Here is a 24008-nt window from a genome sequence, read left to right as displayed (position 1 = left end):
TCTGGCTCCCTTACTTCGCGGCCGACTTGACGGCGTCGCGCACAATGATCCAGGCACCCTTGGAACCAGGAACAGCACCCTTGATCAGGATCAGACCACGATCTTCGTCGGTCGAAACCACTTCCAGGTTCTGCGTCGTGACGCGCGTCTGGCCCATGTGACCAGCCATCTTCTTGTTCTTGAAAACCTTGCCCGGATCCTGGCGCGAGCCGGTCGAACCGTGCGAACGGTGCGAAACCGACACACCGTGCGTGGCGCGCAGACCGCCGAAACCGTGGCGCTTCATGGCGCCGGCAAAACCCTTACCGATGGTCGTACCCGTCACATCGACGAGCTGACCGGCGGCAAAGTGACCCGCCTTGAGCTCCGTGCCGATCTCCAGCAGATTATCTTCCGACACGCGGAATTCTGCGAGCTTGGCCTTCGGCTCGACGTTGGCAACGGCAAAGTTGCCGCGCATCGCCTTCGACGTGTTCTTCACCTTCGCCTGGCCTGCACCGAGCTGAACTGCGGTATAGCCATTCTTTTCGACAGTGCGCGTGGCAACGACCTGGCAGCCGTCCATACGCAGTACCGTTACCGGGACATGCTCGCCGGCGTCGTTGTAGACGCGGGTCATTCCCACCTTTTGTGCAATCACACCTGAACGCATCGGTTCAATCCTTCCAACTCAGCTCGAGCAAGCTCAGAGCTTGATCTCAACATCGACACCGGCGGCGAGATCAAGCTTCATCAGCGCGTCTACCGTCTGCGGGGTCGGGTCTACGATGTCGAGCAGGCGCTTATGCGTGCGCATCTCGAACTGTTCGCGGCTCTTCTTGTCGATGTGCGGGGACCGGTTGACCGTAAACTTCTCGATGCGGGTCGGAAGCGGAACGGGGCCCCGGACGCTTGCACCGGTGCGCTTCGCCGTCGACACGATCTCGCGCGTGGAAGCATCGAGAATCCGGTGATCGAACGCCTTCAGGCGAATGCGGATATTTTGGCCGTTCATTCGACGTTATCCTTGTGTTTGTTTTCCACATGTCTCTCAACAAGACACGGGTTGTTCTTTCTTCCTAAGGCGGACCACCGGTTTCAAAGATCGAGAGGGCGCCGATGCCGGCGTCCCTATCCAGTCTTCAGGGCCTTCTAGCCCACCTTATTTGCTTGTTCAGTCACCGCTTCGTCATCCGAAGCGGTACGCAAATCGCGCTCGCGCGCCATTTGCTACATTTCTGTGTAATAAGCAAGCGGCTTGCGCCGCCTGCATCATAATATTGTCATCGAATCGGCCACCCCACCGGAGTGGCCGAAGGAATTACTCGACGATCGAAGCGACGATACCGGCGCCGACGGTGCGGCCGCCTTCGCGGATAGCGAAGCGCAGCTTTTCTTCCATCGCGATCGGAACGATCAGCTCGACGTCAACCGTGACGTTGTCGCCCGGCATGACCATTTCCGTGCCTTCCGGAAGCGTCACGATGCCGGTCACGTCCGTCGTGCGGAAGTAGAACTGCGGACGGTAGTTGGTGAAGAACGGCGTATGACGGCCGCCCTCTTCCTTCGTCAGGATGTAGGCTTCTGCCTTGAACTTCTTGTGCGGCTTGACCGAGCCCGGCTTGCACAGAATCTGACCGCGCTCGACGCCGTCACGGTTCACACCGCGGATCAGCGCGCCGATGTTGTCGCCGGCCTGGCCCTGGTCGAGCAGCTTGCGGAACATTTCAACGCCGGTCACCGTCGTCTTCGAGGTCGGACGGATGCCGACGATCTCGACTTCTTCACCAACCTTGATGATGCCACGCTCGACGCGGCCGGTCACGACCGTACCACGGCCCGAGATCGAGAACACGTCTTCGATCGGCATCAGGAACGGCTGGTCAACCGGACGCTCAGGCGTCGGGATGTAGGAGTCGACCGCTGCCATCAGCTCGCGGATCGCATCTTCGCCGATCTTCTTGTCGGAATCTTCAAGAGCAGCAAGCGCCGAACCCTTGACGACCGGAATGTCGTCGCCCGGGAAGTCGTAGGACGACAGAAGCTCGCGAACTTCGAGCTCGACCAGCTCGAGAAGCTCGGCGTCGTCAACCTGGTCGACCTTGTTCAGGAACACAACGATCGCCGGAACGCCGACCTGGCGGGCGAGCAGGATGTGTTCGCGCGTCTGCGGCATCGGGCCGTCAGCGGCCGAGCAAACCAGGATCGCGCCGTCCATCTGCGCCGCACCGGTGATCATGTTCTTCACGTAGTCGGCGTGGCCGGGGCAGTCGACGTGCGCGTAGTGGCGGGCCGGCGTCTCATATTCGACGTGCGCCGTCGAGATGGTGATGCCGCGGGCCTTCTCTTCCGGAGCCGCGTCGATCTGGTCGTACGCCTTGAACTCACCGAAGTACTTCGTGATCGCTGCCGTCAGAGACGTCTTGCCGTGGTCAACGTGGCCGATCGTGCCAATGTTGACGTGCGGCTTGTTGCGCTCAAACTTACTCTTTGCCATTTTCGGCTCTCCGTTTTGCTAGTCCCCGAGGGGAGCTAATTCTTGTTATCGGTCAATAGGTATGCCGGTCACTTCTGACCGGAATACTTTGCCTGGATTTCGGTTGCGACGTTCGACGGGACCGGCGCGTAGTGATCGAAGGTCATCGTGTACTGAGCGCGGCCCTGCGACATGGAGCGCAAGTTGTCGACGTACTTGAACATGTTGGCCAGCGGAACGTTGGCGCTGATGACAACCGCGATGCCACGGCTTTCCTGACCCTGGATCTGGCCACGGCGGGAGTTGAGGTCGCCGATAACGTCACCGACGTAATCTTCCGGGGTGACGACCTCGACCTTCATCATCGGCTCGAGGAGCTGAGCGCCGGCCTTCTTGGCTGCTTCACGGAAGCAAGCGCGGGAAGCGATTTCGAACGCCAGGACCGAGGAGTCGACGTCGTGGAAGGCACCGTCGATGAGCGTCGCCTTGACGCCGAGCATCGGGAAGCCAGCGAGCGGACCCGAAGACAGAACGCTTTCGATGCCCTTCTGAACGCCCGGGATGTATTCCTTCGGAACAGAGCCGCCGACGATCTTGGATTCGAACTTGAAGTCTTCGCCTTCCGGGTTCGGTTCGAAGATGATCTTGACGCGCGCGAACTGGCCGGTACCACCGGTCTGCTTCTTGTGCGTGTAGTCTTCTTCGGTCTGGCGCGTGATGGTTTCGCGGTAAGCAACCTGCGGCGCACCGACGTTTGCTTCGACCTTGAACTCGCGACGCATGCGGTCGACGATGATGTCGAGATGCAGTTCGCCCATGCCGGCAATGATCGTCTGACCGGATTCCTGGTCCGTCTTCACGCGGAAGGACGGGTCTTCGGCTGCCAGGCGGTTGAGCGCGAGGCCCATCTTTTCCTGGTCGCCCTTGGACTTCGGCTCGATGGCGATCTGGATGACCGGCTCGGGGAATTCCATGCGCTCGAGGATAACCGGCTTCAGCGGATCGCAGAGCGTATCGCCAGTGGTGGTTTCCTTGAGACCGGCGAGAGCAACGATGTCGCCTGCAAAGGCTTCTTCGATGTCTTCACGAGAGTTGGAGTGCATCTGCAGCATACGGCCGACGCGCTCGCGCTTGTCCTTGACCGTGTTCAGAACCGAAGAGCCCTTTTCGAGCTTGCCGGAGTAGATGCGTGCGAAGGTGAGCGAACCGACGAAGGGGTCGTTCATGATCTTGAACGCCAGCATCGAAAGCGGCTCGGCGTCATCTGCATGCCGCTCGATATCGGCTTCGGTCTTGAAATCGATGCCCTTGATCGCCGGGATGTCGAGCGGCGACGGCAGGTAGTCGACCACGGCGTCGAGCAGCGGCTGCACGCCCTTGTTCTTGAAGGCAGTGCCGCAGAACATCGGATGGAACTTGACGTCGATGGTGCCGCGGCGCACGAGTTCGCGGATCTTGTCGTTGTCGGGCATGTTGCCTTCGAGGTAGGCTTCCATCGCAGCTTCGTCGATCTCGACAACGGTCTCGATCAGCTTTTCGCGATATTCTTCAGCCTTGGCCTTCAGATCTTCCGGGATTTCGACGACATCCCACTGGGCGCCGAGCGATTCGTCGCGCCAGATCAGCGCGTTCATCTCGACGAGGTCGACAACGCCCTTGAAGTCGCTCTCAGCGCCGATCGGCAGCTGCATGACGACGGCGGTCGCGCCGAGACGCGTCTTGATCATCTCGACAGAGCGATAGAAGTCCGCGCCGGTCTTGTCCATCTTGTTGCAGAAGATCATCCGCGGAACATTGTACTTCTCAGCCTGGCGCCAGACGGTTTCCGTCTGCGGCTCAACGCCGGCGTTGGCGTCGAGCAGCGCGATGGCGCCGTCGAGAACGCGCAGCGAACGCTCGACTTCGATGGTGAAGTCGACGTGGCCGGGGGTGTCGATGATGTTGAAGCGGCGCATCTTGCCGTCACGGCCCTTCCAGAAGGTCGTGGTGGCAGCAGAGGTGATCGTGATGCCACGCTCCTGCTCCTGCTCCATCCAGTCCATGGTGGCTGCGCCGTCGTGGACTTCGCCGATCTTGTGCGACTTGCCGGTGTAGTAAAGGATACGCTCGGTGGTCGTGGTCTTGCCGGCGTCGATATGCGCCATGATACCGAAATTGCGGTAGTCTTCGATCTTATATTCGCGAGCCATTGTGGACTGCCTTTCGATACCGTTCGGAATTACCAGCGATAGTGCGAGAACGCGCGGTTGGCGTCAGCCATCTTGTGCGTGTCTTCGCGCTTCTTGACGGCGGAGCCGCGGTTGTTGGACGCATCGAGCAGTTCGCCGGACAGACGGTCGATCATGGTGGTTTCGTTGCGCTTGCGGGCAGCGGCAATCAGCCAGCGAATGGCGAGAGCCTGGCGGCGCTCCGGACGGACGTCGACCGGAACCTGGTAGGTCGCACCACCGACGCGGCGCGAGCGGACTTCAACGTGCGGGGCAATGTTGTCGAGCGCAGAATGGAAAACCGAAAGCGGCTCCTGCTTGGACTTGCCCTGGACGGCGTCGAACGCACCATAGACGATGTTTTCAGCAACGGACTTCTTACCATCGAGCATGATGGCATTCATGAACTTGGTCACGACGAGGTCACCGAACTTCGGATCCGGATTGATCTCGCGCTTTTCTGCTTTATGACGTCTGGACATACTTTTCGTCTCTTCAACCGTTAAGGCGCTTCATCACGCGGAGGACCTCGCGCAGCGCCGGATTATTCAAAATCCGAATTACTTCGGACGCTTCGCACCGTACTTGGAGCGACGCTGCTTGCGGTTCTTGACACCCTGGGTATCGAGAACGCCGCGGATGATGTGATAACGGACACCCGGAAGGTCCTTGACGCGGCCGCCGCGGATCATGACGACGGAGTGTTCCTGAAGGTTGTGACCTTCGCCGGGGATGTAACCAATGACTTCGAAGCCGTTGGTCAGGCGGATCTTTGCGACCTTACGCAGAGCCGAGTTCGGCTTCTTCGGCGTGGTCGTGTAGACGCGCGTGCAAACGCCGCGCTTCTGCGGGTTCTCCTGGAGAGCGGGAACCTTATTACGCTTTACGTTCGCCTGGCGAGGCTTGCGGATCAGCTGGTTTACGGTAGGCATTCAACCATCCCTTACGTTTATCTCAGTACCCTTGCGGGCTTGAACTCACGCCGTCTCCGGCAATGACGCATGCTTTCCGTCAATGCGCAAAATATGGCCCGATCCGCTTCCGCAGATGGACCACAAGGAGCAGAGGACGCATAAAATCCTGCGTCATGCGTGCAGCATCATGACTTCAACGTGCGTTTAGAACCTTGTTTGAGGTGAATTTCAGGGCGCGTCGCCCCGAACAGCCAAGCCTCACATGGGATCTGATGGGCGGGGTACTACTGGTTTCCACCCGTCCCGTCAAGGCCGGTTAAGAAATAAACTTGGCCGCATCACCTTGATATGCGGGCCGAACGCCCTGTTTTCATCCTTCTAGACGCATTCAGGGACGTGCGCCAAGATAAAAACTTGGGCCTTGCAGCAAAAGCAGTTAAGGAATCAGCAATTGCGGCGTTAGGTCCTCTCAGCGGATTCGACAAAGCGAATCCCCAGAAACCGAGGACAGGCGATGATCACGACACCTGATAACGACAATAATTTCGACGGACCGATGATCTTCATCATCATCGGCAAAGGCTATGAGTCCGAGGCCAGCGAAGGCATCGACCTGCACATCCTGCTCCAGGCGCCCGATGACGACACCGCCGTGCGCGAAGCCTTGAACGCCCTTGCCGAGGAGGGTTTCATCGAGGCCGATCTCGACCAGATCGGCATGCTGACCGAAATTCCGGCGGAAGAGCCGCACGCTTCGGCCTATCAGGGTGCGGTTGACGGCGAGGTCGCGATCATCCGGTTCAACTGACGGGAACGCCTTCCCTCCCCTGTCAATCAAAGACTAGCATATAAACGAAAACCGCCCGGATCGCTCCGGGCGGTTTTTCAATTCGTGGACCTCAGCTGCGGATTATTCAGCAGCCGGGGCGTTTTCGGCCATGTCCTGCAGCATCGGGGTGGCGACCGCTGCCCCAGTGCCCTTGCGGCGCTCTTCGAGGATGAGCTCGTCGCGCGACGTGGCGATGCGGCGGATCTGGGTCATGGTGCCGCCGGTGCCGGCCGGAATGAGGCGGCCGACGATGACGTTTTCCTTCAAGCCCTGCAGACCGTCGGTCTTGCCGGCGATTGCAGCTTCCGTCAGCACCTTGGTCGTTTCCTGGAAGGACGCGGCCGAGATGAAGGACGGGGTCTGCAGCGACGCCTTGGTGATGCCGAGAAGAACCGGCTCGCCGCTGGCGGGCTTCTTGCCCTGCTCGATCAGGTGGTCGTTGACGTCCTCCAGCTCGATCCGGTCAACGTTGTCGCCGACGATGTAGGTCGAGTCGCCGGCATCGGTGATCTCCACCTTCTGCAGCATCTGACGGACGATCACCTCGATGTGCTTGTCGTTGATGACGACGCCCTGCAGGCGATAGACTTCCTGGATTTCGTTGACGAGGTAGGAAGCAAGAGCCTCCACGCCCTTGATCGCCAGGATGTCGTGCGGAGCCGGGTTACCGTCGAGGATGTAGTCACCCTTTTCGATATAGTCGCCGTCCTGAAGGTGGAAGGGCTTGCCCTTCGGAATCAGGTATTCGACAGGCTCGACACCGTCTTCCGCCGGCTCGATGATGACGCGACGCTTGTTCTTGTAGTCGCGGCCGAGGCGGATCGTACCATCGATCTCTGCGATGATGGCGTGATCCTTCGGACGGCGAGCTTCGAACAGTTCGGCAACACGCGGCAGACCGCCGGTGATGTCCTTGGTCTTGGCGCTTTCGAGCGGCGAACGGGCGAGAACGTCACCCTGCGAGACCTTCGTGCCCGGCTCGACCGACAGGATGGCGTCGACCGAGAGCAGGAAGCGGGCGTCACCACCGCGCGACAGCTTTGCGACATTGCCGCTGGCGTCCTTGATGACAATCGCCGGCTTTAGATCCGAGCCGCGCGGGGTCGAACGCCAGTCGATGACCTGACGCTTGGTGATGCCGGTGGATTCGTCGGTCGCTTCCAGAACCGAGAGACCATCGACGAGGTCTTCGAACTGAACGGTACCGGCAACTTCCGTCATCATCGGACGGGTGTAAGGATCCCACTCCGCCAGACGCTGGCCGCGCTTGACCTTGTCACCTTCGTCGACATGCAGCTTCGAACCGTAGGCGACACGCTGCGAAGAGCGCTCGACGCCACGCTCGTCCAGGATCTGGACAGTCATGTTGCGGCCCATGGCAACGAGGCTGCCTTCAGAGTTGCGCAGCACGTTGCGGTTCTTGATCTGCACCGTACCTTCGTACGAGGCTTCCAGGAACGACTGGTCGACCACGGTTGCCGTACCGCCAAGGTGGAAGGTACGCATGGTGAGCTGGGTTCCCGGCTCGCCGATCGACTGAGCGGCGATGACGCCGACGGCTTCGCCCATGTTGACCGGCGTACCGCGCGCGAGGTCGCGGCCGTAGCAGACCGAGCAGACGCCCGTCTGGATTTCGCAGGTCAGCGCCGAGCGGATGCGGATCGACTGGATACCGGCCTTCTCGATTTCGATGACATCGGGCTCGAGGATCATCTTGCCGGCATCGACGATGCGCTCACCCGTCACCGGATGATCGATATCGTCGAGCGCCGTGCGGCCGAGAATACGGGCACCGAGCGAGGCGACGACCTGGCCGGCATCGACGATGGCGGTCATGGTCAGGCCGGTTTCGGTGCCGCAATCGACGTGCGTGACGATGCAATCCTGCGCGACGTCGACGAGACGGCGGGTCAGGTAACCGGAGTTTGCGGTCTTCAAGGCGGTGTCTGCCAGACCCTTGCGGGCGCCGTGCGTCGAGTTGAAGTACTCGTTGACGGTCAGCCCTTCCTTGAAGTTCGAGATGATCGGCGTCTCGATGATTTCGCCCGACGGCTTGGCCATCAGGCCGCGCATGCCGCCCAGCTGGCGCATCTGGTTCGGAGAACCGCGGGCGCCGGAGTGGCTCATCATGTAGATCGAGTTCATCGGCTTCTGACGGCCGGTGTTCTCGTCGAATTCGACCGCCTTGATGCGTGCCATCATCTCTTCGGCGACCTTTTCAGTCGCCTTGCCCCAGGCATCGACAACCTTGTTGTACTTTTCGCCCTGGGTGATGAGGCCGTCATTGTACTGCTGCTCGTATTCCTTCACCAGATTTTCGGTGTCGTTGACGATCTTGGCCTTCGTGTCCGGAATGACCATGTCGTCCTTGCCGAACGAAATGCCGGCACGGCAGGCATGGGCGAAGCCGAGCTGCATGATGCGGTCGCAGAAGATGACCGTGTCCTTCTGGCCGCAATGGCGGTAGACCGTGTCGATCATCTTGGAGATGTTCTTCTTGGTCATTTCCTGGTTGCAGATGTCGAAGGGCACCTTGCCATTTTTCGGCAGCAGTTCGCCGATGAGCAGACGGCCAGGCGTCGTCTCGTAGATCTTCGAGTAAGGCTTGCCATCCTCGCCGATCGACTTGAAGCGGCCGCGGATCTTGGTGTGCAGCGTCACGACCTTGTTTTCCAGCGCGTGATGCAGCTCGCCGAGATCGGAGAAGGCCATGCCTTCGCCCGGCTCGTTCTGGTTCAGGATCGACAGATAGTACAGGCCGAGAACCATGTCCTGCGAGGGAACGATGATCGGCGCGCCGTTTGCCGGGTGCAGGATGTTGTTGGTCGACATCATCAGCACGCGGGCTTCGAGCTGGGCTTCGAGCGACAGCGGCACGTGAACAGCCATCTGGTCACCGTCGAAGTCGGCGTTGAAGGCCGTGCAGACGAGCGGGTGCAGCTGGATGGCCTTGCCTTCGACCAGGGTGGGTTCGAAGGCCTGGATGCCCAGGCGGTGCAGCGTCGGTGCGCGGTTCAGAAGAACAGGATGTTCGCGGATGACCTCGTCGAGGATATCCCAAACTTCCGGCTTTTCCTTCTCGACCAGCTTCTTGGCCTGCTTGACGGTCGAGGAGTAACCCTTGGCGTCGAGGCGGGCATAGATGAACGGCTTGAAGAGTTCGAGCGCCATCTTCTTCGGAAGACCGCACTGATGCAGCTTCAGTTCCGGACCGGTGACGATCACCGAACGGCCGGAATAGTCGACGCGCTTGCCGAGCAGGTTCTGGCGGAAGCGGCCCTGCTTGCCCTTCAGCATGTCGGACAGCGACTTCAGCGGACGCTTGTTGGCGCCGGTGATGACGCGGCCGCGGCGGCCGTTATCGAAGAGCGCGTCGACAGATTCCTGCAGCATGCGCTTTTCGTTGCGGATGATGATGCCCGGAGCGCGCAGTTCGATGAGGCGCTTCAGACGGTTGTTACGGTTGATGACGCGGCGATAGAGATCGTTCAGATCCGACGTCGCGAAACGGCCACCGTCGAGCGGCACGAGCGGGCGCAGATCCGGCGGGATGACCGGAACGACCTTCATGATCATCCATTCCGGACGATTGCCTGACTCCATGAAGTTCTCGACGATCTTCAGGCGCTTCATCAGCTTCTTCTGCTTGAGATCCGACGTGGTGTCGGCAAGCTCGGAGCGCAGATCGCCGGCGATCTTTTCGAGGTTCATCGAAGCCAGCATCTCGTAGATCGCCTCAGCGCCGATCATCGCGGTGAACTGGTCTTCGCCGTACTCGTCGACGGCGAGCATGTACTCTTCTTCCGAGAGGAGCTGGTGCTCCTTGAGAGCGGTCAGGCCCGGCTCGGTCACGATGTAGTTTTCAAAGTAGAGAACGCGCTCGACATCCTTCAGCGTCATGTCGAGCAGCGTCGAAATGCGCGACGGCAGCGACTTCAGGAACCAGATGTGGGCAACGGGAGCAGCGAGCTCGATATGGCCCATGCGCTCACGGCGAACGCGCGACAGCGTGACTTCGACGCCGCACTTTTCGCAGATGATGCCCTTGTACTTCATGCGCTTGTACTTGCCGCACAAGCATTCGTAGTCCTTGATCGGGCCAAAGATGCGCGCGCAGAACAGACCGTCGCGTTCCGGCTTGAACGTGCGGTAGTTGATGGTTTCCGGCTTCTTGATCTCACCGTAGGACCAGGAGAGGATCTTCTCCGGAGACGCGATCGAAATCCGAATGGAATCGAAATTCTGTGCAGGCACCTGCGGATTGAAAAGATTCATGACCTCTTGGTTCATGCCTGTCTCCTTCATGGGCTAAAGCGCCCTCAAAATGCGATGGCCGGCGGCAATTCCCGGGAGCCGCCTCCCTCGCTTAAACGAGAATAACCGCAAGATGCGGCGAAACTTCCCTTCCGGGCCGACACGGATGCGGCTCCCGGCGGGACCGGCGTGCGCCGCATTGGCAGCGCACGCCCTATCAATGTTTACTCGGCCGCGTCCGGCAGCTGGGTTGCCTGCGCTTCATCGAGCTTGGTGTTCTCGAGCTCGACGCTGAGGCCCAGCGAGCGCATTTCCTTGACGAGAACGTTGAAGCTTTCCGGAATACCGGCTTCGAACGTGTCGTCTCCGCGGACAATGGCTTCGTAGACCTTGGTGCGGCCGGCGACGTCGTCCGACTTCACCGTCAGCATTTCCTGCAGCGTATAGGCGGCGCCATAGGCTTCGAGCGCCCAGACTTCCATTTCGCCGAAGCGCTGACCACCGAACTGCGCCTTGCCGCCCAGCGGCTGCTGGGTCACGAGCGAGTAAGGGCCGATCGAGCGGGCATGGATCTTGTCGTCGACCAAGTGGTTGAGCTTCAGCATGTAGATGTAGCCCACGGTCACCTGGCGGTCGAACTGCTCGCCGGTACGGCCGTCATAGAGCGTCGACTGGCCGGTGTCCTTGAGACCCGCCAGACGCAGCATGTCGTTGACGTCACCTTCATTGGCGCCGTCGAAGACCGGCGTCGCGATCGAAACGCCGCGCTTCCACTGGTCGGCGAGACGCAGGACGGACTCGTCGTCGAAGTCCTGGACCTGTTCGGCCTTGGGACCGTCGCCGACGACATCGCCGATGGTCTTGCGCAGCGGCTCGATGTTGCCGTTGGCCTTATACGCTTCGATCAATTCACCGATCTGGCGACCCATGCCGGCGCAGGCCCAACCCAGGTGCGTTTCCAGAATCTGGCCGACGTTCATGCGCGAAGGCACGCCGAGCGGGTTCAGAACGACGTCGACATGCGTGCCGTCTTCGAGGAACGGCATGTCCTCGACAGGCACAATGCGCGAGACCACGCCCTTGTTCCCGTGACGGCCGGCCATCTTGTCGCCCGGCTGGATCTTGCGCTTCACGGCGACGAAGACCTTGACCATCTTCATGACGCCCGGAGGCATTTCATCGCCGCGCTGGACCTTCTCGACCTTGTCCATGAAGCGCTGTTCAAGGCGCGACTTGGATTCGTCGTACTGGCCGCGGAGGGCTTCGAGTTCGCTCTGGACCTTCTCGTCCTCGACGGCGAACATCCACCACTGCGAGCGGGGATATTCGGAGACGACGGCGTTCGAAAGTTCGGTGCCCTTCTTGAAGCCCTTCGGGCCGGCGATGGAGACCTGGCCGCGCAGCATGTCGATCAGACGGCCGTAGACGTTACGGTCGAGGATCGCCTGCTCGTCGTCGCGGTCCTTGGCGAGCCGCTCAATCTCCTCGCGCTCGATCGCCATCGCGCGCTCGTCCTTCTCGACGCCATGGCGGTTGAAGACGCGAACTTCGACGATCGTGCCGTAGGTGCCGGGCGGCATGCGCATGGAGGTGTCGCGCACGTCGGAGGCTTTTTCGCCGAAGATGGCGCGCAGAAGCTTTTCTTCCGGCGTCATCGGGCTTTCGCCCTTCGGCGTGATCTTGCCGACAAGGATATCGCCCGGCTGAACCTCGGCGCCGATATAGACGATGCCGGCTTCGTCGAGGTTCTTCAGCGCTTCTTCCGAAACGTTCGGAATATCGCGGGTGATTTCCTCGGGGCCGAGCTTGGTGTCGCGCGCCATCACTTCGAATTCCTCGATGTGGATGGAGGTGAACACGTCGTCGGCAACGATGCGCTCGGAGAGCAGGATCGAGTCTTCGTAGTTATAGCCGTTCCAGGGCATGAACGCGACGAGGGCGTTGCGGCCGAGCGCCAGGTCGCCGAGATCGGTCGACGGGCCGTCGGCGAGAATATCGCCGCGGTTGACGACGTCACCGACAGTGACCAGCGGACGCTGGTTGACGCAGGTGTTCTGGTTCGAACGCTGGAACTTCTGCAGGCGGTAGATATCGACGCCGGACTTGCCGGCTTCGAGGTCTTCCGTGGCGCGGATAACGATACGCGTCGCATCGACCTGGTCGACGACGCCGCCGCGGCGGGCGCCGATGGCGGCACCGGAGTCACGCGCGACGACCGGCTCCATGCCGGTGCCGACGAACGGAGCTTCGGCACGCAGCAGCGGCACGGCCTGACGCTGCATGTTCGAGCCCATGAGGGCGCGGTTGGCGTCGTCGTTTTCCAGGAACGGGATGAGTGCCGCTGCGACCGAAACGACCTGCTTCGGCGAAACGTCCATCAGGTTCATGCTGTCGCGGGGCGCGAGCATAACTTCACCCGCGTGACGGCAGACGACGAATTCGTCGACGAAGGAACCGTCAACGTTCAGCTCGGCGTTGGCCTGTGCGACGTAATACTTGGCCTCTTCCATGGCGGAGAGGTAGAGCACGTCGTTCGTCACCTTGCCGTCGACGATGCGCCGGTACGGGCTTTCGATGAAGCCGTATTTGTTGACGCGGGCAAAGGTCGCAAGCGAGTTGATAAGACCGATGTTCGGGCCTTCCGGCGTTTCGATCGGGCAGATACGGCCATAGTGGGTCGGATGCACGTCGCGGACTTCGAAGCCGGCGCGCTCGCGGGTCAGACCGCCCGGACCAAGAGCCGAAAGACGGCGCTTGTGGGTGATTTCCGAGAGCGGGTTGACCTGGTCCATGAACTGCGAGAGCTGCGAGGAACCGAAGAATTCGCGGACGGCTGCGGCAGCCGGCTTGGCGTTGATCAGGTCCTGCGGCATGACCGTGTCGATTTCGATCGAGGACATGCGTTCCTTGATCGCACGCTCCATGCGGAGCAGGCCGAGACGGTACTGGTTCTCCATCAGCTCGCCGACCGAGCGGACGCGGCGGTTGCCGAGGTTGTCGATGTCGTCGATCTCACCCTTGCCGTCGCGCAGTTCGACCAGCATCTTGACCACGGCCAGGATGTCGTCCTTGCGCAGGATGCGAACGGTGTCCTCGACGGAGAGGTCGAGGCGCATGTTCATCTTGACGCGGCCGACGGCGGAGAGGTCGTAACGCTCCGCATCGAAGAACAGCGAGTTGAACATGGCTTCGGCCGATTCCATCGTCGGCGGTTCACCCGGGCGCATGACGCGATAGATGTCGAACAGAGCGTCCTGACGGTTCTCGTTCTTGTCAGCCGAAAGCGTGTTGCGGATATAGGCGCCGACATTGATGTGGTCGATGCCGAGAACCGGGATCTCGTCGAAACCGTTCGCGAGAATGACGGCGAGCGTCTTCTCGTCGATCTCGTCGCCGGCCTCGAGATAGATCTCACCCGTCGAGTAGTTGACGATATCCTCGGCGAGGTAGTTACCGTAAAGGTCGTCGTCGCCGGCCTTCAGCGCCTTCAGGCCCTTATCGGAAAGCTGGCGCAGCAGGCGCGGCGTCAGCTTCTTGCCGGCTTCCACGACGACTTCGCCGGTATCGGCGTCGACCATCTCGGTGATCGCCTTGGCGCCCTTCAGGGTTTCCGGCTTGAAGGGAATGCGCCAGCCTTCGCCGTCGCGCTTGTAGAGCGACTTCGTGTAGAAGGTGTCGAGGATTTCCTCGCCGTCCATGCCGAGCGCCATCAGCAGCGACGTGACAGGGATCTTGCGGCGGCGGTCGATGCGGGCGTAGACGATGTCCTTGGCGTCGAATTCGATATCGAGCCAGGAACCGCGATAGGGAATGACGCGGGCGGCGAACAGCAGCTTGCCGGAAGAATGGCTCTTGCCCTTGTCATGGTCGAAGAAGACGCCCGGCGAACGGTGCATCTGCGAGACGATGACGCGCTCGGTGCCGTTGACGATGAACGTGCCGTTGTTGGTCATGAGCGGCATGTCGCCCATGTAGACGGACTGTTCCTTGATGTCCTTGATCGACTTTGCGCCGGTATCCTCGTCGATATCGAACACGATGAGACGGAGAGTGACCTTCAGCGGCGCAGCATAGGTCAGGTCGCGCTGGCGGCACTCGTCAACGTCGAACTTCGGCGGTTCGAATTCGTAAGACACGAACTCCAGCATCGAGGCGCCGGAGAAGTCGGTGATCGGGAAAACGGATTTGAAGACGGCCTGAAGGCCTTCGTCTGGGCGACCGCCCTTCGGCTCTTCAACCATCAGGAACTGGTCGTAGGACGCCTTCTGAACCTCGATGAGGTTCGGCATTTCTGCGACTTCGGGGATCTTACCAAAAAACTTGCGTACGCGCCTGCGACCATTGAACGAAAGGGTCTGAGCCATCGTCGCTCCTTCAAAAATTGCATCCGGGCCTGCAACGGACGGGAACCGATGGCCAGTCGATCCCGCCGATCAATGAGTAGTTCAACCTCGTCCCACCTCCCGAAACAGCCAGGCCGGATTGCCTTGGCGATTCGGTTCGAGACCATGCTCTTGAAGAACCCATTACCCAAAAGCCGTTTTCACGCGGCTTTTGGGTAATTCGTTCAGGAAAACGGCAAATGGGAGGCAGTAAATGCCGCCTCCCACGTGCAGTTCAAGATTACTTGACGTCGGCCTTTGCGCCTGCGTCTTCAAGCTTCTTCTTGATGTCGGCGGCTTCAGCCTTGGAAACAGCTTCCTTGACAGCCTTCGGAGCGCCTTCGACGAGGTCCTTGGCTTCCTTGAGGCCGAGGCCGGTGATGGCGCGGACTTCCTTGATGACGTTGATCTTGTTGGCGCCGGCATCCGTGAGGATGACGTCGAACTCGGTCTTTTCTTCTTCAGCCGGAGCAGCAGCGCCTGCACCACCAGCAGCGGCAGCAACAGCTACCGGAGCAGCAGCGGAAACGCCCCACTTTTCTTCGAGAAGCTTCGACAGTTCTGCAGCTTCCAGAACGGTCAGCGAGGAGAGGTCGTCAACGATCTTTGCGAGATCAGCCATTTTACTAGTTCCTTTTGTTCGGTTCGAACCGGTTGATTATAAACAGCGAAAAACCGCCTTAAGCGGCTTCGTCCTTCTTGGCGTAGGCCGCAAACACGCGGGCAAGCTGGCTTGCCGGTGCTGCAACAACCCCAGCGATGCGGGTAGCCGGTGTCTGGATCATGCCCAGCAGCTTCGCACGCAGCTCGTCGAGCGAAGGCAGGGTCGCAAGCGACTTGACTGCATCGGCGTTGAGCGTGGTTGTTCCCATGGCGCCGCCCAGAACAACGATCTTGTCGTTGGTCTTGGCGAAATCCATGACGACCTTCGGAGCGGTGATCGGATCGGTGCTGTATGCAATCAGCGTCTGACCCTTGAAGAGATTGGTAATCCCTTCCGCTTCCGTACCCTGAAGGGCAATTTTGGCCAGGCGGTTCTTCGCGACTTTGACGGTACCGCCAGCTGCACGCATCTTCGAACGAAAATCGTTCATCTGCGCGACTGTAGCACCAGCATAGTGGGCCACGACGACTGAGCCCGAAGCCTTGAAGACTTCGTTCAGTTCCGTGACGAATTCGCGTTTTTCCGCTCTTTCCACTGCCTATCTCCAGTTGGCGGGACCGAAAACGGGCCCGCCGGGTTGCCTTTTGCCTCCCGGGATCATGCGAGATCCCAAGCGACGCTTGAGGATCCTGTCCCCCCGCGCTCCCGCGCCAATTAAGGCTAAAGAGGCACAAGGCATCCAAGGCTCGAACCGAGTTACGAGAAGTGAACTTCATGCAATTCGGGTCTTACCCGTCTCATGCAGGCGAAGTGATTAAGGGAAAACCACCTGCAATCTCGGACAGGATTCCGGATTTCTCCGGAATATTCCGGCCCCTTGCGAGGCCGGAAATTCAGTGACCGGGCCGAAGCCCGGCCATAAACTTATGCAGTCGGAGCTGCGGTGACCGAGCCGACTTCGATCTTGACGCCCGGGCCCATGGTCGAAGAAATCGCCACGCGCTTGACATAGTTGCCCTTGGCGCCAGCCGGCTTTGCCTTGATGACGGCGTCAGCAAAGGCGCGGATGTTTTCTTCCAGCGCCTTGGCATCGAAAGAGGCCTTGCCGATGCCGGCATGGACGATACCAGCCTTCTCGACGCGGAACTCGACAGCGCCGCCCTTGGAAGCCTTGACGGCTCCAGCGACATCCATGGTGACGGTGCCGACCTTCGGGTTCGGCATCATGCCGCGCGGGCCGAGAACCTTACCGAGACGGCCGACGAGCGGCATCATGTCCGGGGTAGCGATGCAGCGATCGAAGTCGATCTTGCCACCCTGAACGATTTCGACAAGATCTTCTGCGCCAACAACGTCTGCACCAGCAGCCTTGGCTTCGTCAGCCTTGGCGCCACGGGCGAAAACAGCAACGCGAACCGTACGGCCGGTGCCGTTCGGCAGGTTGACGACGCCGCGAACCATCTGGTCCGCATGGCGCGGGTCGACGCCGAGGTTCATCGAGACTTCGATGGTTTCGTCGAACTTGGCGACAGCCCGTTCCTTGACCATGCCGATGGCCTGGGTCAGAGCGTAGAGCTTGGTCGGATCAACACCTTCGTTGATTTTGCGAGTGCGCTTGCCTGCCATGGTCTTAACCCACCACTTCCAGGCCCATGGCGCGGGCAGAGCCCTCGATCATCGCCATTGCACCTTCGATATCCGCTGCGTTCAGATCCTTCATCTTGGCTTCTGCGATCGACTTGATCTGAGCCTTGGTGAGGGAGCCGGCCTTGGCGCCCTTGCCGGGCGTCTTGGAACCGGACGTGATCTTCGCTTCCTTCTTCAGCCAGTAGCTGACCGGAGGCTGCTTCATCGCGAAGGTGAAGGACTTGTCCTGGTAATAGGTGATGACGACCGGGATCGGCATACCCTTTTCCATTTCCTGCGTGGCGGCATTGAACGCCTTGCAGAATTCCATGATGTTAATGCCACGCTGACCAAGCGCCGGACCAATCGGCGGGGACGGGTTTGCCGATCCTGCCTTGACCTGAAGCTTGAGCTGGCCTGCAACTTTCTTAGCCATATCTCTCTGCCTTTCATGAACGGCCGGTCGCCCGGCCCGTGATGCCGGATTGCTCCGGCGGCTGCGGTTGCGTGGTGCGGATCATTAGGGTCCGGCTAAGACCCCTCACCTTCCACGCGGATGCGGACAAGATCCGCAAGAAGCGGGCCACAAGGACCAGCTTCCCATCTCTCGCGATCAGACCTTCTCGACCTGCGCATATTCCAGCTCGACCGGCGTTGCGCGGCCGAAGATCGACACTTCCACCTTCAGGCGCGAACGCTCTTCGTCCACATCCTGAACCGTACCGTTGAACGAAGCGAAAGGACCGTCGGAAACGCGGACCTGCTCGCCGATCTCGAAGGTAACGGACGCCTTCGGCCGCTCGACGCCTTCCTGAACCTGACCGAGAATGCGCTCGGCTTCATAATCCGGAATCGGAACGGGCTTATTGTCGGAGCCGAGGAAACCTGTGACCTTCGGCGTATTCTTGATCAGGTGATAGGCCTCGTCCGTCAGATTGGCGCGGACCAGGACATAGCCCGGGAAGAACTTGCGCTCGCTGTCGACCTTGCGGCCGCGACGCACTTCCACAACCTTTTCGGTCGGCACGAGAATCTTCTCGAACAGGTGCTCAAGCCCCTTCTGGCGAGCCTTGTTCTCGATGTCTTCAGCCACCTTCTTTTCAAAATTCGAGTACGCGTGGACGATGTACCAACGTGCCGCCATTTTCATCTCCACCCGTATCAGTTGCCGGTATTGAGCACGAAGCTCAGGGCCCAGCCGATCAGCTGGTCAGCGGCAAAGAAAAACAGCGCGGCAAAAACCACCATCACCAGCACCATGACCGTCGAGATCATCGTCTCGCGGCGCGACGGCCATGTGACCTTGGACGTCTCGGAGCGAACCTGCTGCAGAAACGCAAATGGATTGGATTTGGATGCCATCGACTGCCCACGCAATTACGGCGCGTAAAGCTGAAACTATCAGCCCCACGCACCGCGTGTCTGTTGAACCCTAAATAAACACCGATTTCCGAATGCACAAGAGGGAAACCGAAGTTTAACGAAATTAGTTGCCACCCATCAATCCCCAGCCGGAATGCCGCGAGCAACGCCGCGCTGTCCGTATCAGGGAAGATGGCAGGGGCAGAGGGGCTCGAACCCCCGACCTGCGGTTTTGGAGACCGCCGCTCTACCAACTGAGCTATACCCCTTCATGCCCGTCCTTCAGCGCCCGGGTCAACACCCGCAAATCGCTGCCGAAATGCATGGCGCTCCCTTTAAGACGGCGGCAGCGGATTGGCAAGCACGATTTTTGATTTTCGAAGCCTTCTGCTCATTTGCGAGCGTCCGCTTTTCGATCGCGTAACCGGAGAGCATTCAGACCTTCACATATTTCCGCCAGTCGTGTTCTTCCTTGAAGCCCAACACCTCGCGAATCTTGCGGTTGGAAAGCAGCCCCTCATATTCACCGATCTCGCGGGTGAAGGGCACATTCGGGAAGAATCGCTTCGCCAGCTCTTTCGACGGCGTATTGGCCGAAACCGTGTCGTTAGAGGCGTTGAAGACCTGGTAGCCAAGCCCGTCCTTCTCGATGCAGAGATGGCAGATCTGCCCGAGGTCGCGAGCATCGATATAGCTCCAAGCGATGCGCTTGCGCATCTCGGGATGGGCAAAATAGGTTGGGAACCTCTCATATTCATGCGGCTCGATAACGTTGCCGATGCGCAGCGCATAGATGTCGAAACCCGACCGTTCGGCAAAGGCGCGCGCCGTTTTTTCGTTGACGACTTTGGAAAGGCCGTAAGAATCCATCGGATTGACGTCGTAATCTTCCTCCAGCGGGAACTGGTGGAAGTCGCGATGGCCTTCGGCAAAGCAGACGCCGTAGGTCGTTTCGCTCGACGCGACGATGATCTTCCGGATGCCGAGCTTCACCGCAGCCTCGATGACATTGTAAGTGCCCATCACGTTGATGCGGAAGGTCTCGTTGTCGGGCTTGATCAGGATGCGCGGAATGGCGGCGAAATGCACGACCGCATCAAAGGGCTGAACGCCCCTGCCCGCGTCGAGATCGGGAAAATCGCGATGCATCGACAGCGCGTTGAAGACCTGGCCGCTATCGGTGATGTCGGCGATGAGATTCGTGACGCCGGGGCTGTCCAGAGGCACGAGATCGAGGTTGTGAACCTCGTACCCTGCATTAACGAGCCATGGCACGGCATGGCGACCTGCCTTGCCGGAACCGCCTGTGAACAGAATCCGCTTTTTCATGGAAAAGTCCTCCGCATCATTAAACCGGAGGCATAGTTAGACGCTTCCGCGCGAAGAGCAAGCGAGCGTCCTGCGAGGGGTTTCACCCCGCCGCGCCAGGAGCACCCTATCCGGGAGCACCTGGCCCATTATTGCCCTATCACCGCAGCCCGGTGCGATGAACTGGAAAGGTCGTCACTTGACGACGCTTACCTCATTGATCTGCACTCCGGCCGATTGAACAACCTCTTGCGGAATCGCAGCGATGAAAAACATCGTGAAAACATACATCGCGAATATCGTCGCAACGAATGTGGCCTTTGGAATCATCCCGACTCTCCTCTTTACAAGGAGGAGTCTGGACTAAAATGAGCCAATCACAACTGCTTTCTGAACGTGAGATGAACAAAATACTGTGACGGGCATTCTTAACGATATTTTTACAACACCTGTTAAACGGCTCGGATGCATCAAAAACGAAAAACCCCGCTGTTTCCAGCGGGGTTTTCCTGATTGTGGATAACCTGAAAGGTTACTCGACGATCGAAGCGACGATACCGGCGCCGACGGTGCGGCCGCCTTCGCGGATAGCGAAGCGCAGCTTTTCTTCCATCGCGATCGGAACGATCAGCTCGACGTCAACCGTGACGTTGTCGCCCGGCATGACCATTTCCGTGCCTTCCGGAAGCGTCACGATGCCGGTCACGTCCGTCGTGCGGAAGTAGAACTGCGGACGGTAGTTGGTGAAGAACGGCGTATGACGGCCGCCCTCTTCCTTCGTCAGGATGTAGGCTTCTGCCTTGAACTTCTTGTGCGGCTTGACCGAGCCCGGCTTGCACAGAATCTGACCGCGCTCGACGCCGTCACGGTTCACACCGCGGATCAGCGCGCCGATGTTGTCGCCGGCCTGGCCCTGGTCGAGCAGCTTGCGGAACATTTCAACGCCGGTCACCGTCGTCTTCGAGGTCGGACGGATGCCGACGATCTCGACTTCTTCACCAACCTTGATGATGCCACGCTCGACGCGGCCGGTCACGACCGTACCACGGCCCGAGATCGAGAACACGTCTTCGATCGGCATCAGGAACGGCTGGTCAACCGGACGCTCAGGCGTCGGGATGTAGGAGTCGACCGCTGCCATCAGCTCGCGGATCGCATCTTCGCCGATCTTCTTGTCGGAATCTTCAAGAGCAGCAAGCGCCGAACCCTTGACGACCGGAATGTCGTCGCCCGGGAAGTCGTAGGACGACAGAAGCTCGCGAACTTCGAGCTCGACCAGCTCGAGAAGCTCGGCGTCGTCAACCTGGTCGACCTTGTTCAGGAACACAACGATCGCCGGAACGCCGACCTGGCGGGCGAGCAGGATGTGTTCGCGCGTCTGCGGCATCGGGCCGTCAGCGGCCGAGCAAACCAGGATCGCGCCGTCCATCTGCGCCGCACCGGTGATCATGTTCTTCACGTAGTCGGCGTGGCCGGGGCAGTCGACGTGCGCGTAGTGGCGGGCCGGCGTCTCATATTCGACGTGCGCCGTCGAGATGGTGATGCCGCGGGCCTTCTCTTCCGGAGCCGCGTCGATCTGGTCGTACGCCTTGAACTCACCGAAGTACTTCGTGATCGCTGCCGTCAGAGACGTCTTGCCGTGGTCAACGTGGCCGATCGTGCCAATGTTGACGTGCGGCTTGTTGCGCTCAAACTTACTCTTTGCCATTTGAATGCTTCCTGTGAACGAAATGGTGGCCCCGGCGAACCGGTTTAGTGCCGCCGTTTAAGGCTTTCGGCGAAATTGCGCAAGACTTAATTGCAGACGCCAATCTTGGCGTGACAGCGCATATGGGAGACAATTCGCAGCCTGCAAGGCGATTCGCCGCGGCCCTTCCAAAAATCGCTGGAATCCCAGGGAAATTCGCACGGATCACCAAGGATGAACCGCGGCCATTGACGATCCCTCGCCTGCGGCAACAGCGGTCGGCGCCCCCCCATGGCTGGAAACAGCGCGCACAACGATCGCGACTGCGATGCATCAACCAGCTTTAAGGGAAACTGGAGCGGGTAGCGGGAATCGAACCCGCGTATTCAGCTTGGAAGGCTGCTGCTCTACCATTGAGCTATACCCGCGGGATGGTCAGATCCGATGACGAATGGTGGAGAGAGTTGGATTTGAACCAACGTAGGCTGAGCCAACGGATTTACAGTCCGTCCCCTTTAACCACTCGGGCATCTCTCCAGTTTTTCGTCCGGATCTTGAAGACCAAGTTCGTCAGACTTCGAAGCGTTGCCGCCCGTCGTCTGCGCCGCGTATATGACCGGAGCATTTCCGTCTGTCAACACGATGACAATGGAAAAAACACGAAAAATTTCATTCGCCGCCGAAAGCCGGCACATGAAAGAAAGCCTATGCGGCAGCGAACGCCATGGCTATAAAGCCGCATGAGCAAAGACAACAAATCCGGCGGCAAGGCCGCGACAGACCCATCCGCCAAGGATACGCACTACGCCAATCTGAGGCGCGCCCACCGCGACGCCAAGCGCGAACGCGGCGAGATCCCGACACCCCAGCCACAGAAGCGCCGGCGTGGAGCTGAGGACTGGAAGCCGCCGGCGCTCGCGCCCGATCAGGTATATCTCTACGGTCTGCATACAGTGCGCGCCGCCCTCGACAATCCGGAGCGCAAGAAGATCAAGCTGTTTACGACGCAGAATGCGCTCGCGCGTCTGGAAATCGATGTCGAGATGCTGGGCATTCCCTTCGAAATCGTCTCGCCGCACGAGATCGACAAGGTGCTCGGTCCCGAGGCGATCCATCAGGGCGTCATGCTGGAAACGCAGCCGCTGCCGGTGCGCCGGCTCGAAGCGCTAAAGGACAGCCCTCTCCTGCTCGTGCTCGACCAGGTCACCGATCCGCACAATGTCGGCGCGATCATGCGCTCGGCCGTCGCCTTCAATGCCGGGGCCGTTATCACCACCCAGAGACATAGCCCGACCGAGTCAGGCGTGCTCGCCAAGTCCGCCTCCGGCGCCCTGGAACTGATACCTTATATACAGATCACCAACCTCGCCGACGCGCTCGGCGAATTGCACAAGCTTGGCTTCTCCACCATCGGCCTCGATTCGGAAGGGCCGGCGCCGCTCGAAGGTACCTTCTCAGGCGACAAGGTGGCGCTGGTGCTCGGCTCGGAGGGCAAGGGGCTCAGGCAGAAGACACGCGAAACCGTCAACGCGCTTGCCCGCCTCGATATGCCGGGCGCGATCAAATCGCTGAACGTTTCGAACGCCGCGGCGATCGCGCTTTATGCGGCGCGGCTTTACTTAAAGACATAGGCTGGACTTAAAGGCCGGCTTACGGGCCGCGGCAAAGGGGGATTGCCATGATTGGTTTCATGCTTCGGCTCACAATTCCAGCAGCCATGCTGCTGGACTGCGGTCCGGCTGGGGCGCAGGATATCGATCCCGATATTCTCAGGGCGCAGGCGGGAACCTATCTGGTTGCGCCCCAAGACGGACGCGCCGGATGTCGGCTGACGCTCGAAACCGACCTTGCGATCGGCGGCTATTCGCTATCGGGCCAGGACAATTGTTCCAAGCCGCTGCCGGCGCTTGCCGAAGCCGCTGCCTGGAATTTCGACGGCAATGGCGGCCTCATCCTGATCGATCCGACGCGCAAGGCCATCGCCCGTTTCGTCGAGAATGAGGGTTCGCCGATGAAAACGGAAGACGAAACACCGCTGCTGCTGCTCTCGGCACCCGACGGTGTCGATCGCCTGCCGACCCTCAGGAGCCTTGCCGGGACATGGGCGATGCAAAGACCGGGCGGCGAAGAACTCTGCAGCGTGACACTCGACGGCACCAGCGATGCGGACGGCCACGCACCCCTATCGCTTTCCCGAGACTGCGCCGCCAAGGTCGCCAGGCTCAAGCTCGCCGTCTGGAATATCGAAGGTTTCGGGCTGACTCTGATGAGTCATGACGGTTCGTCGCTCAGCTTCGACATGCGCGCCGACGGCAATTTCAATAAGTCCAGTGAAGAAGGCGGCAAGCCGCTTTCGCTCGTGCGCCACTGATCCCGGCGC

General features: G+C 60.0%; 20 protein-coding genes and 3 tRNA genes. 3 read left to right on the top strand and 20 right to left on the bottom strand.

Annotated elements, in window-relative coordinates:
• Positions 1-10: 10 nt before the first annotated feature.
• From rplC to rpsL, 6 genes are all read right to left on the bottom strand, one after another.
• Positions 11-652, bottom strand: coding sequence for a 50S ribosomal protein L3 (gene rplC, locus Tal182_RS08990; RefSeq protein WP_004674916.1), 642 nt, complete (start codon positions 650-652; stop codon positions 11-13).
• Between the two features lie 33 nt (positions 653-685).
• Entirely contained in the window at positions 686-994 is a 309-nt protein-coding gene (gene rpsJ / locus Tal182_RS08985; RefSeq protein WP_003547547.1) for a 30S ribosomal protein S10, read from the bottom strand.
• 306 nt (positions 995-1300) lie between these two features.
• Complete coding sequence (gene tuf / locus Tal182_RS08980; protein WP_011424970.1) at positions 1301-2476, bottom strand: elongation factor Tu; 1176 nt, start codon at positions 2474-2476, stop codon at positions 1301-1303.
• 68 nt (positions 2477-2544) lie between these two features.
• Positions 2545-4644 (bottom strand): elongation factor G, encoded by a 2100-nt coding sequence (gene fusA, locus Tal182_RS08975; RefSeq protein ID WP_064682261.1) that lies wholly within the window; start codon positions 4642-4644, stop codon positions 2545-2547.
• Between the two features lie 29 nt (positions 4645-4673).
• The gene (gene rpsG / locus Tal182_RS08970; protein ID WP_004669085.1) at positions 4674-5144 is read right to left on the bottom strand and encodes a 30S ribosomal protein S7; all 471 of its coding nucleotides are present in this window, start codon (positions 5142-5144) and stop codon (positions 4674-4676) included.
• Positions 5145-5222: 78 nt separating this feature from the next.
• A complete protein-coding gene (gene rpsL / locus Tal182_RS08965) occupies positions 5223-5594 on the bottom strand; it encodes a 30S ribosomal protein S12 (protein WP_003547537.1) in 372 nt (123 codons plus the stop codon).
• Positions 5595-6090: 496 nt separating this feature from the next.
• Between rpsL and Tal182_RS08960 the strand changes: the two genes are divergently transcribed.
• Positions 6091-6384, top strand: coding sequence for a hypothetical protein (locus Tal182_RS08960; RefSeq protein WP_064801904.1), 294 nt, complete (start codon positions 6091-6093; stop codon positions 6382-6384).
• 102 nt (positions 6385-6486) lie between these two features.
• On the opposite strand, the gene rpoC is transcribed toward Tal182_RS08960, so the two are convergent.
• The 14 genes from rpoC to Tal182_RS08895 form a co-directional block, all read right to left on the bottom strand.
• A complete protein-coding gene (rpoC, locus tag Tal182_RS08955) occupies positions 6487-10695 on the bottom strand; it encodes a DNA-directed RNA polymerase subunit beta' (protein WP_064801902.1) in 4209 nt (1402 codons plus the stop codon).
• Positions 10696-10883: 188 nt separating this feature from the next.
• Positions 10884-15023, bottom strand: a complete 4140-nt coding sequence (gene rpoB / locus Tal182_RS08950) for a DNA-directed RNA polymerase subunit beta (RefSeq protein ID WP_064810130.1) — start codon at positions 15021-15023, stop codon at positions 10884-10886.
• Between the two features lie 259 nt (positions 15024-15282).
• Positions 15283-15663 carry a 50S ribosomal protein L7/L12 gene (gene rplL / locus Tal182_RS08945; RefSeq protein ID WP_064801898.1) on the bottom strand — a complete coding sequence of 127 codons (381 nt, stop codon included), beginning with the start codon at positions 15661-15663 and terminating at the stop codon, positions 15283-15285.
• A 58-nt stretch (positions 15664-15721) separates the two neighbouring features.
• Positions 15722-16240 (bottom strand): 50S ribosomal protein L10, encoded by a 519-nt coding sequence (rplJ, locus tag Tal182_RS08940; RefSeq protein ID WP_064801896.1) that lies wholly within the window; start codon positions 16238-16240, stop codon positions 15722-15724.
• Between the two features lie 329 nt (positions 16241-16569).
• Positions 16570-17271 carry a 50S ribosomal protein L1 gene (gene rplA / locus Tal182_RS08935; RefSeq protein WP_064801895.1) on the bottom strand — a complete coding sequence of 234 codons (702 nt, stop codon included), beginning with the start codon at positions 17269-17271 and terminating at the stop codon, positions 16570-16572.
• A gap of 4 nt (positions 17272-17275) precedes the next feature.
• On the bottom strand, positions 17276-17707 hold the full coding sequence (gene rplK, locus Tal182_RS08930; protein WP_003547518.1) for a 50S ribosomal protein L11: 432 nt from the start codon (positions 17705-17707) through the stop codon (positions 17276-17278).
• A 177-nt stretch (positions 17708-17884) separates the two neighbouring features.
• Entirely contained in the window at positions 17885-18415 is a 531-nt protein-coding gene (gene nusG, locus Tal182_RS08925; protein ID WP_007791989.1) for a transcription termination/antitermination protein NusG, read from the bottom strand.
• A gap of 17 nt (positions 18416-18432) precedes the next feature.
• A complete protein-coding gene (secE, locus tag Tal182_RS08920) occupies positions 18433-18633 on the bottom strand; it encodes a preprotein translocase subunit SecE (RefSeq protein ID WP_003547514.1) in 201 nt (66 codons plus the stop codon).
• A 193-nt stretch (positions 18634-18826) separates the two neighbouring features.
• Positions 18827-18902: transfer RNA gene (locus Tal182_RS08915), tRNA-Trp, on the bottom strand.
• A 166-nt stretch (positions 18903-19068) separates the two neighbouring features.
• Positions 19069-19962, bottom strand: coding sequence for an NAD(P)-dependent oxidoreductase (locus tag Tal182_RS08910; RefSeq protein WP_085859190.1), 894 nt, complete (start codon positions 19960-19962; stop codon positions 19069-19071).
• 174 nt (positions 19963-20136) lie between these two features.
• The gene (locus Tal182_RS33090; protein WP_257784632.1) at positions 20137-20271 is read right to left on the bottom strand and encodes a hypothetical protein; all 135 of its coding nucleotides are present in this window, start codon (positions 20269-20271) and stop codon (positions 20137-20139) included.
• Positions 20272-20473: 202 nt separating this feature from the next.
• Positions 20474-21649, bottom strand: a complete 1176-nt coding sequence (gene tuf / locus Tal182_RS08905; RefSeq protein ID WP_011424970.1) for an elongation factor Tu — start codon at positions 21647-21649, stop codon at positions 20474-20476.
• Between the two features lie 333 nt (positions 21650-21982).
• Positions 21983-22056: transfer RNA gene (locus tag Tal182_RS08900), tRNA-Gly, on the bottom strand.
• Between the two features lie 24 nt (positions 22057-22080).
• Positions 22081-22165: transfer RNA gene (locus Tal182_RS08895), tRNA-Tyr, on the bottom strand.
• A gap of 203 nt (positions 22166-22368) precedes the next feature.
• On the opposite strand from Tal182_RS08895, the gene rlmB reads away from it, so the two are divergent.
• Positions 22369-23259, top strand: a complete 891-nt coding sequence (rlmB, locus tag Tal182_RS08890; protein ID WP_085859189.1) for a 23S rRNA (guanosine(2251)-2'-O)-methyltransferase RlmB — start codon at positions 22369-22371, stop codon at positions 23257-23259.
• 47 nt (positions 23260-23306) lie between these two features.
• The gene (locus Tal182_RS08885) at positions 23307-23999 is read left to right on the top strand and encodes an AprI/Inh family metalloprotease inhibitor (RefSeq protein ID WP_085859188.1); all 693 of its coding nucleotides are present in this window, start codon (positions 23307-23309) and stop codon (positions 23997-23999) included.
• The last annotated feature ends 9 nt before the right edge of the window (positions 24000-24008 follow it).

This window comes from Rhizobium sp. TAL182, from assembly GCF_002117725.1.
GTDB classification, from domain to species: domain Bacteria; phylum Pseudomonadota; class Alphaproteobacteria; order Rhizobiales; family Rhizobiaceae; genus Rhizobium; species Rhizobium esperanzae.
Note: the sequence above shows the minus strand (reverse complement) of the source record. Positions and strands in the feature narration are given on the sequence as shown.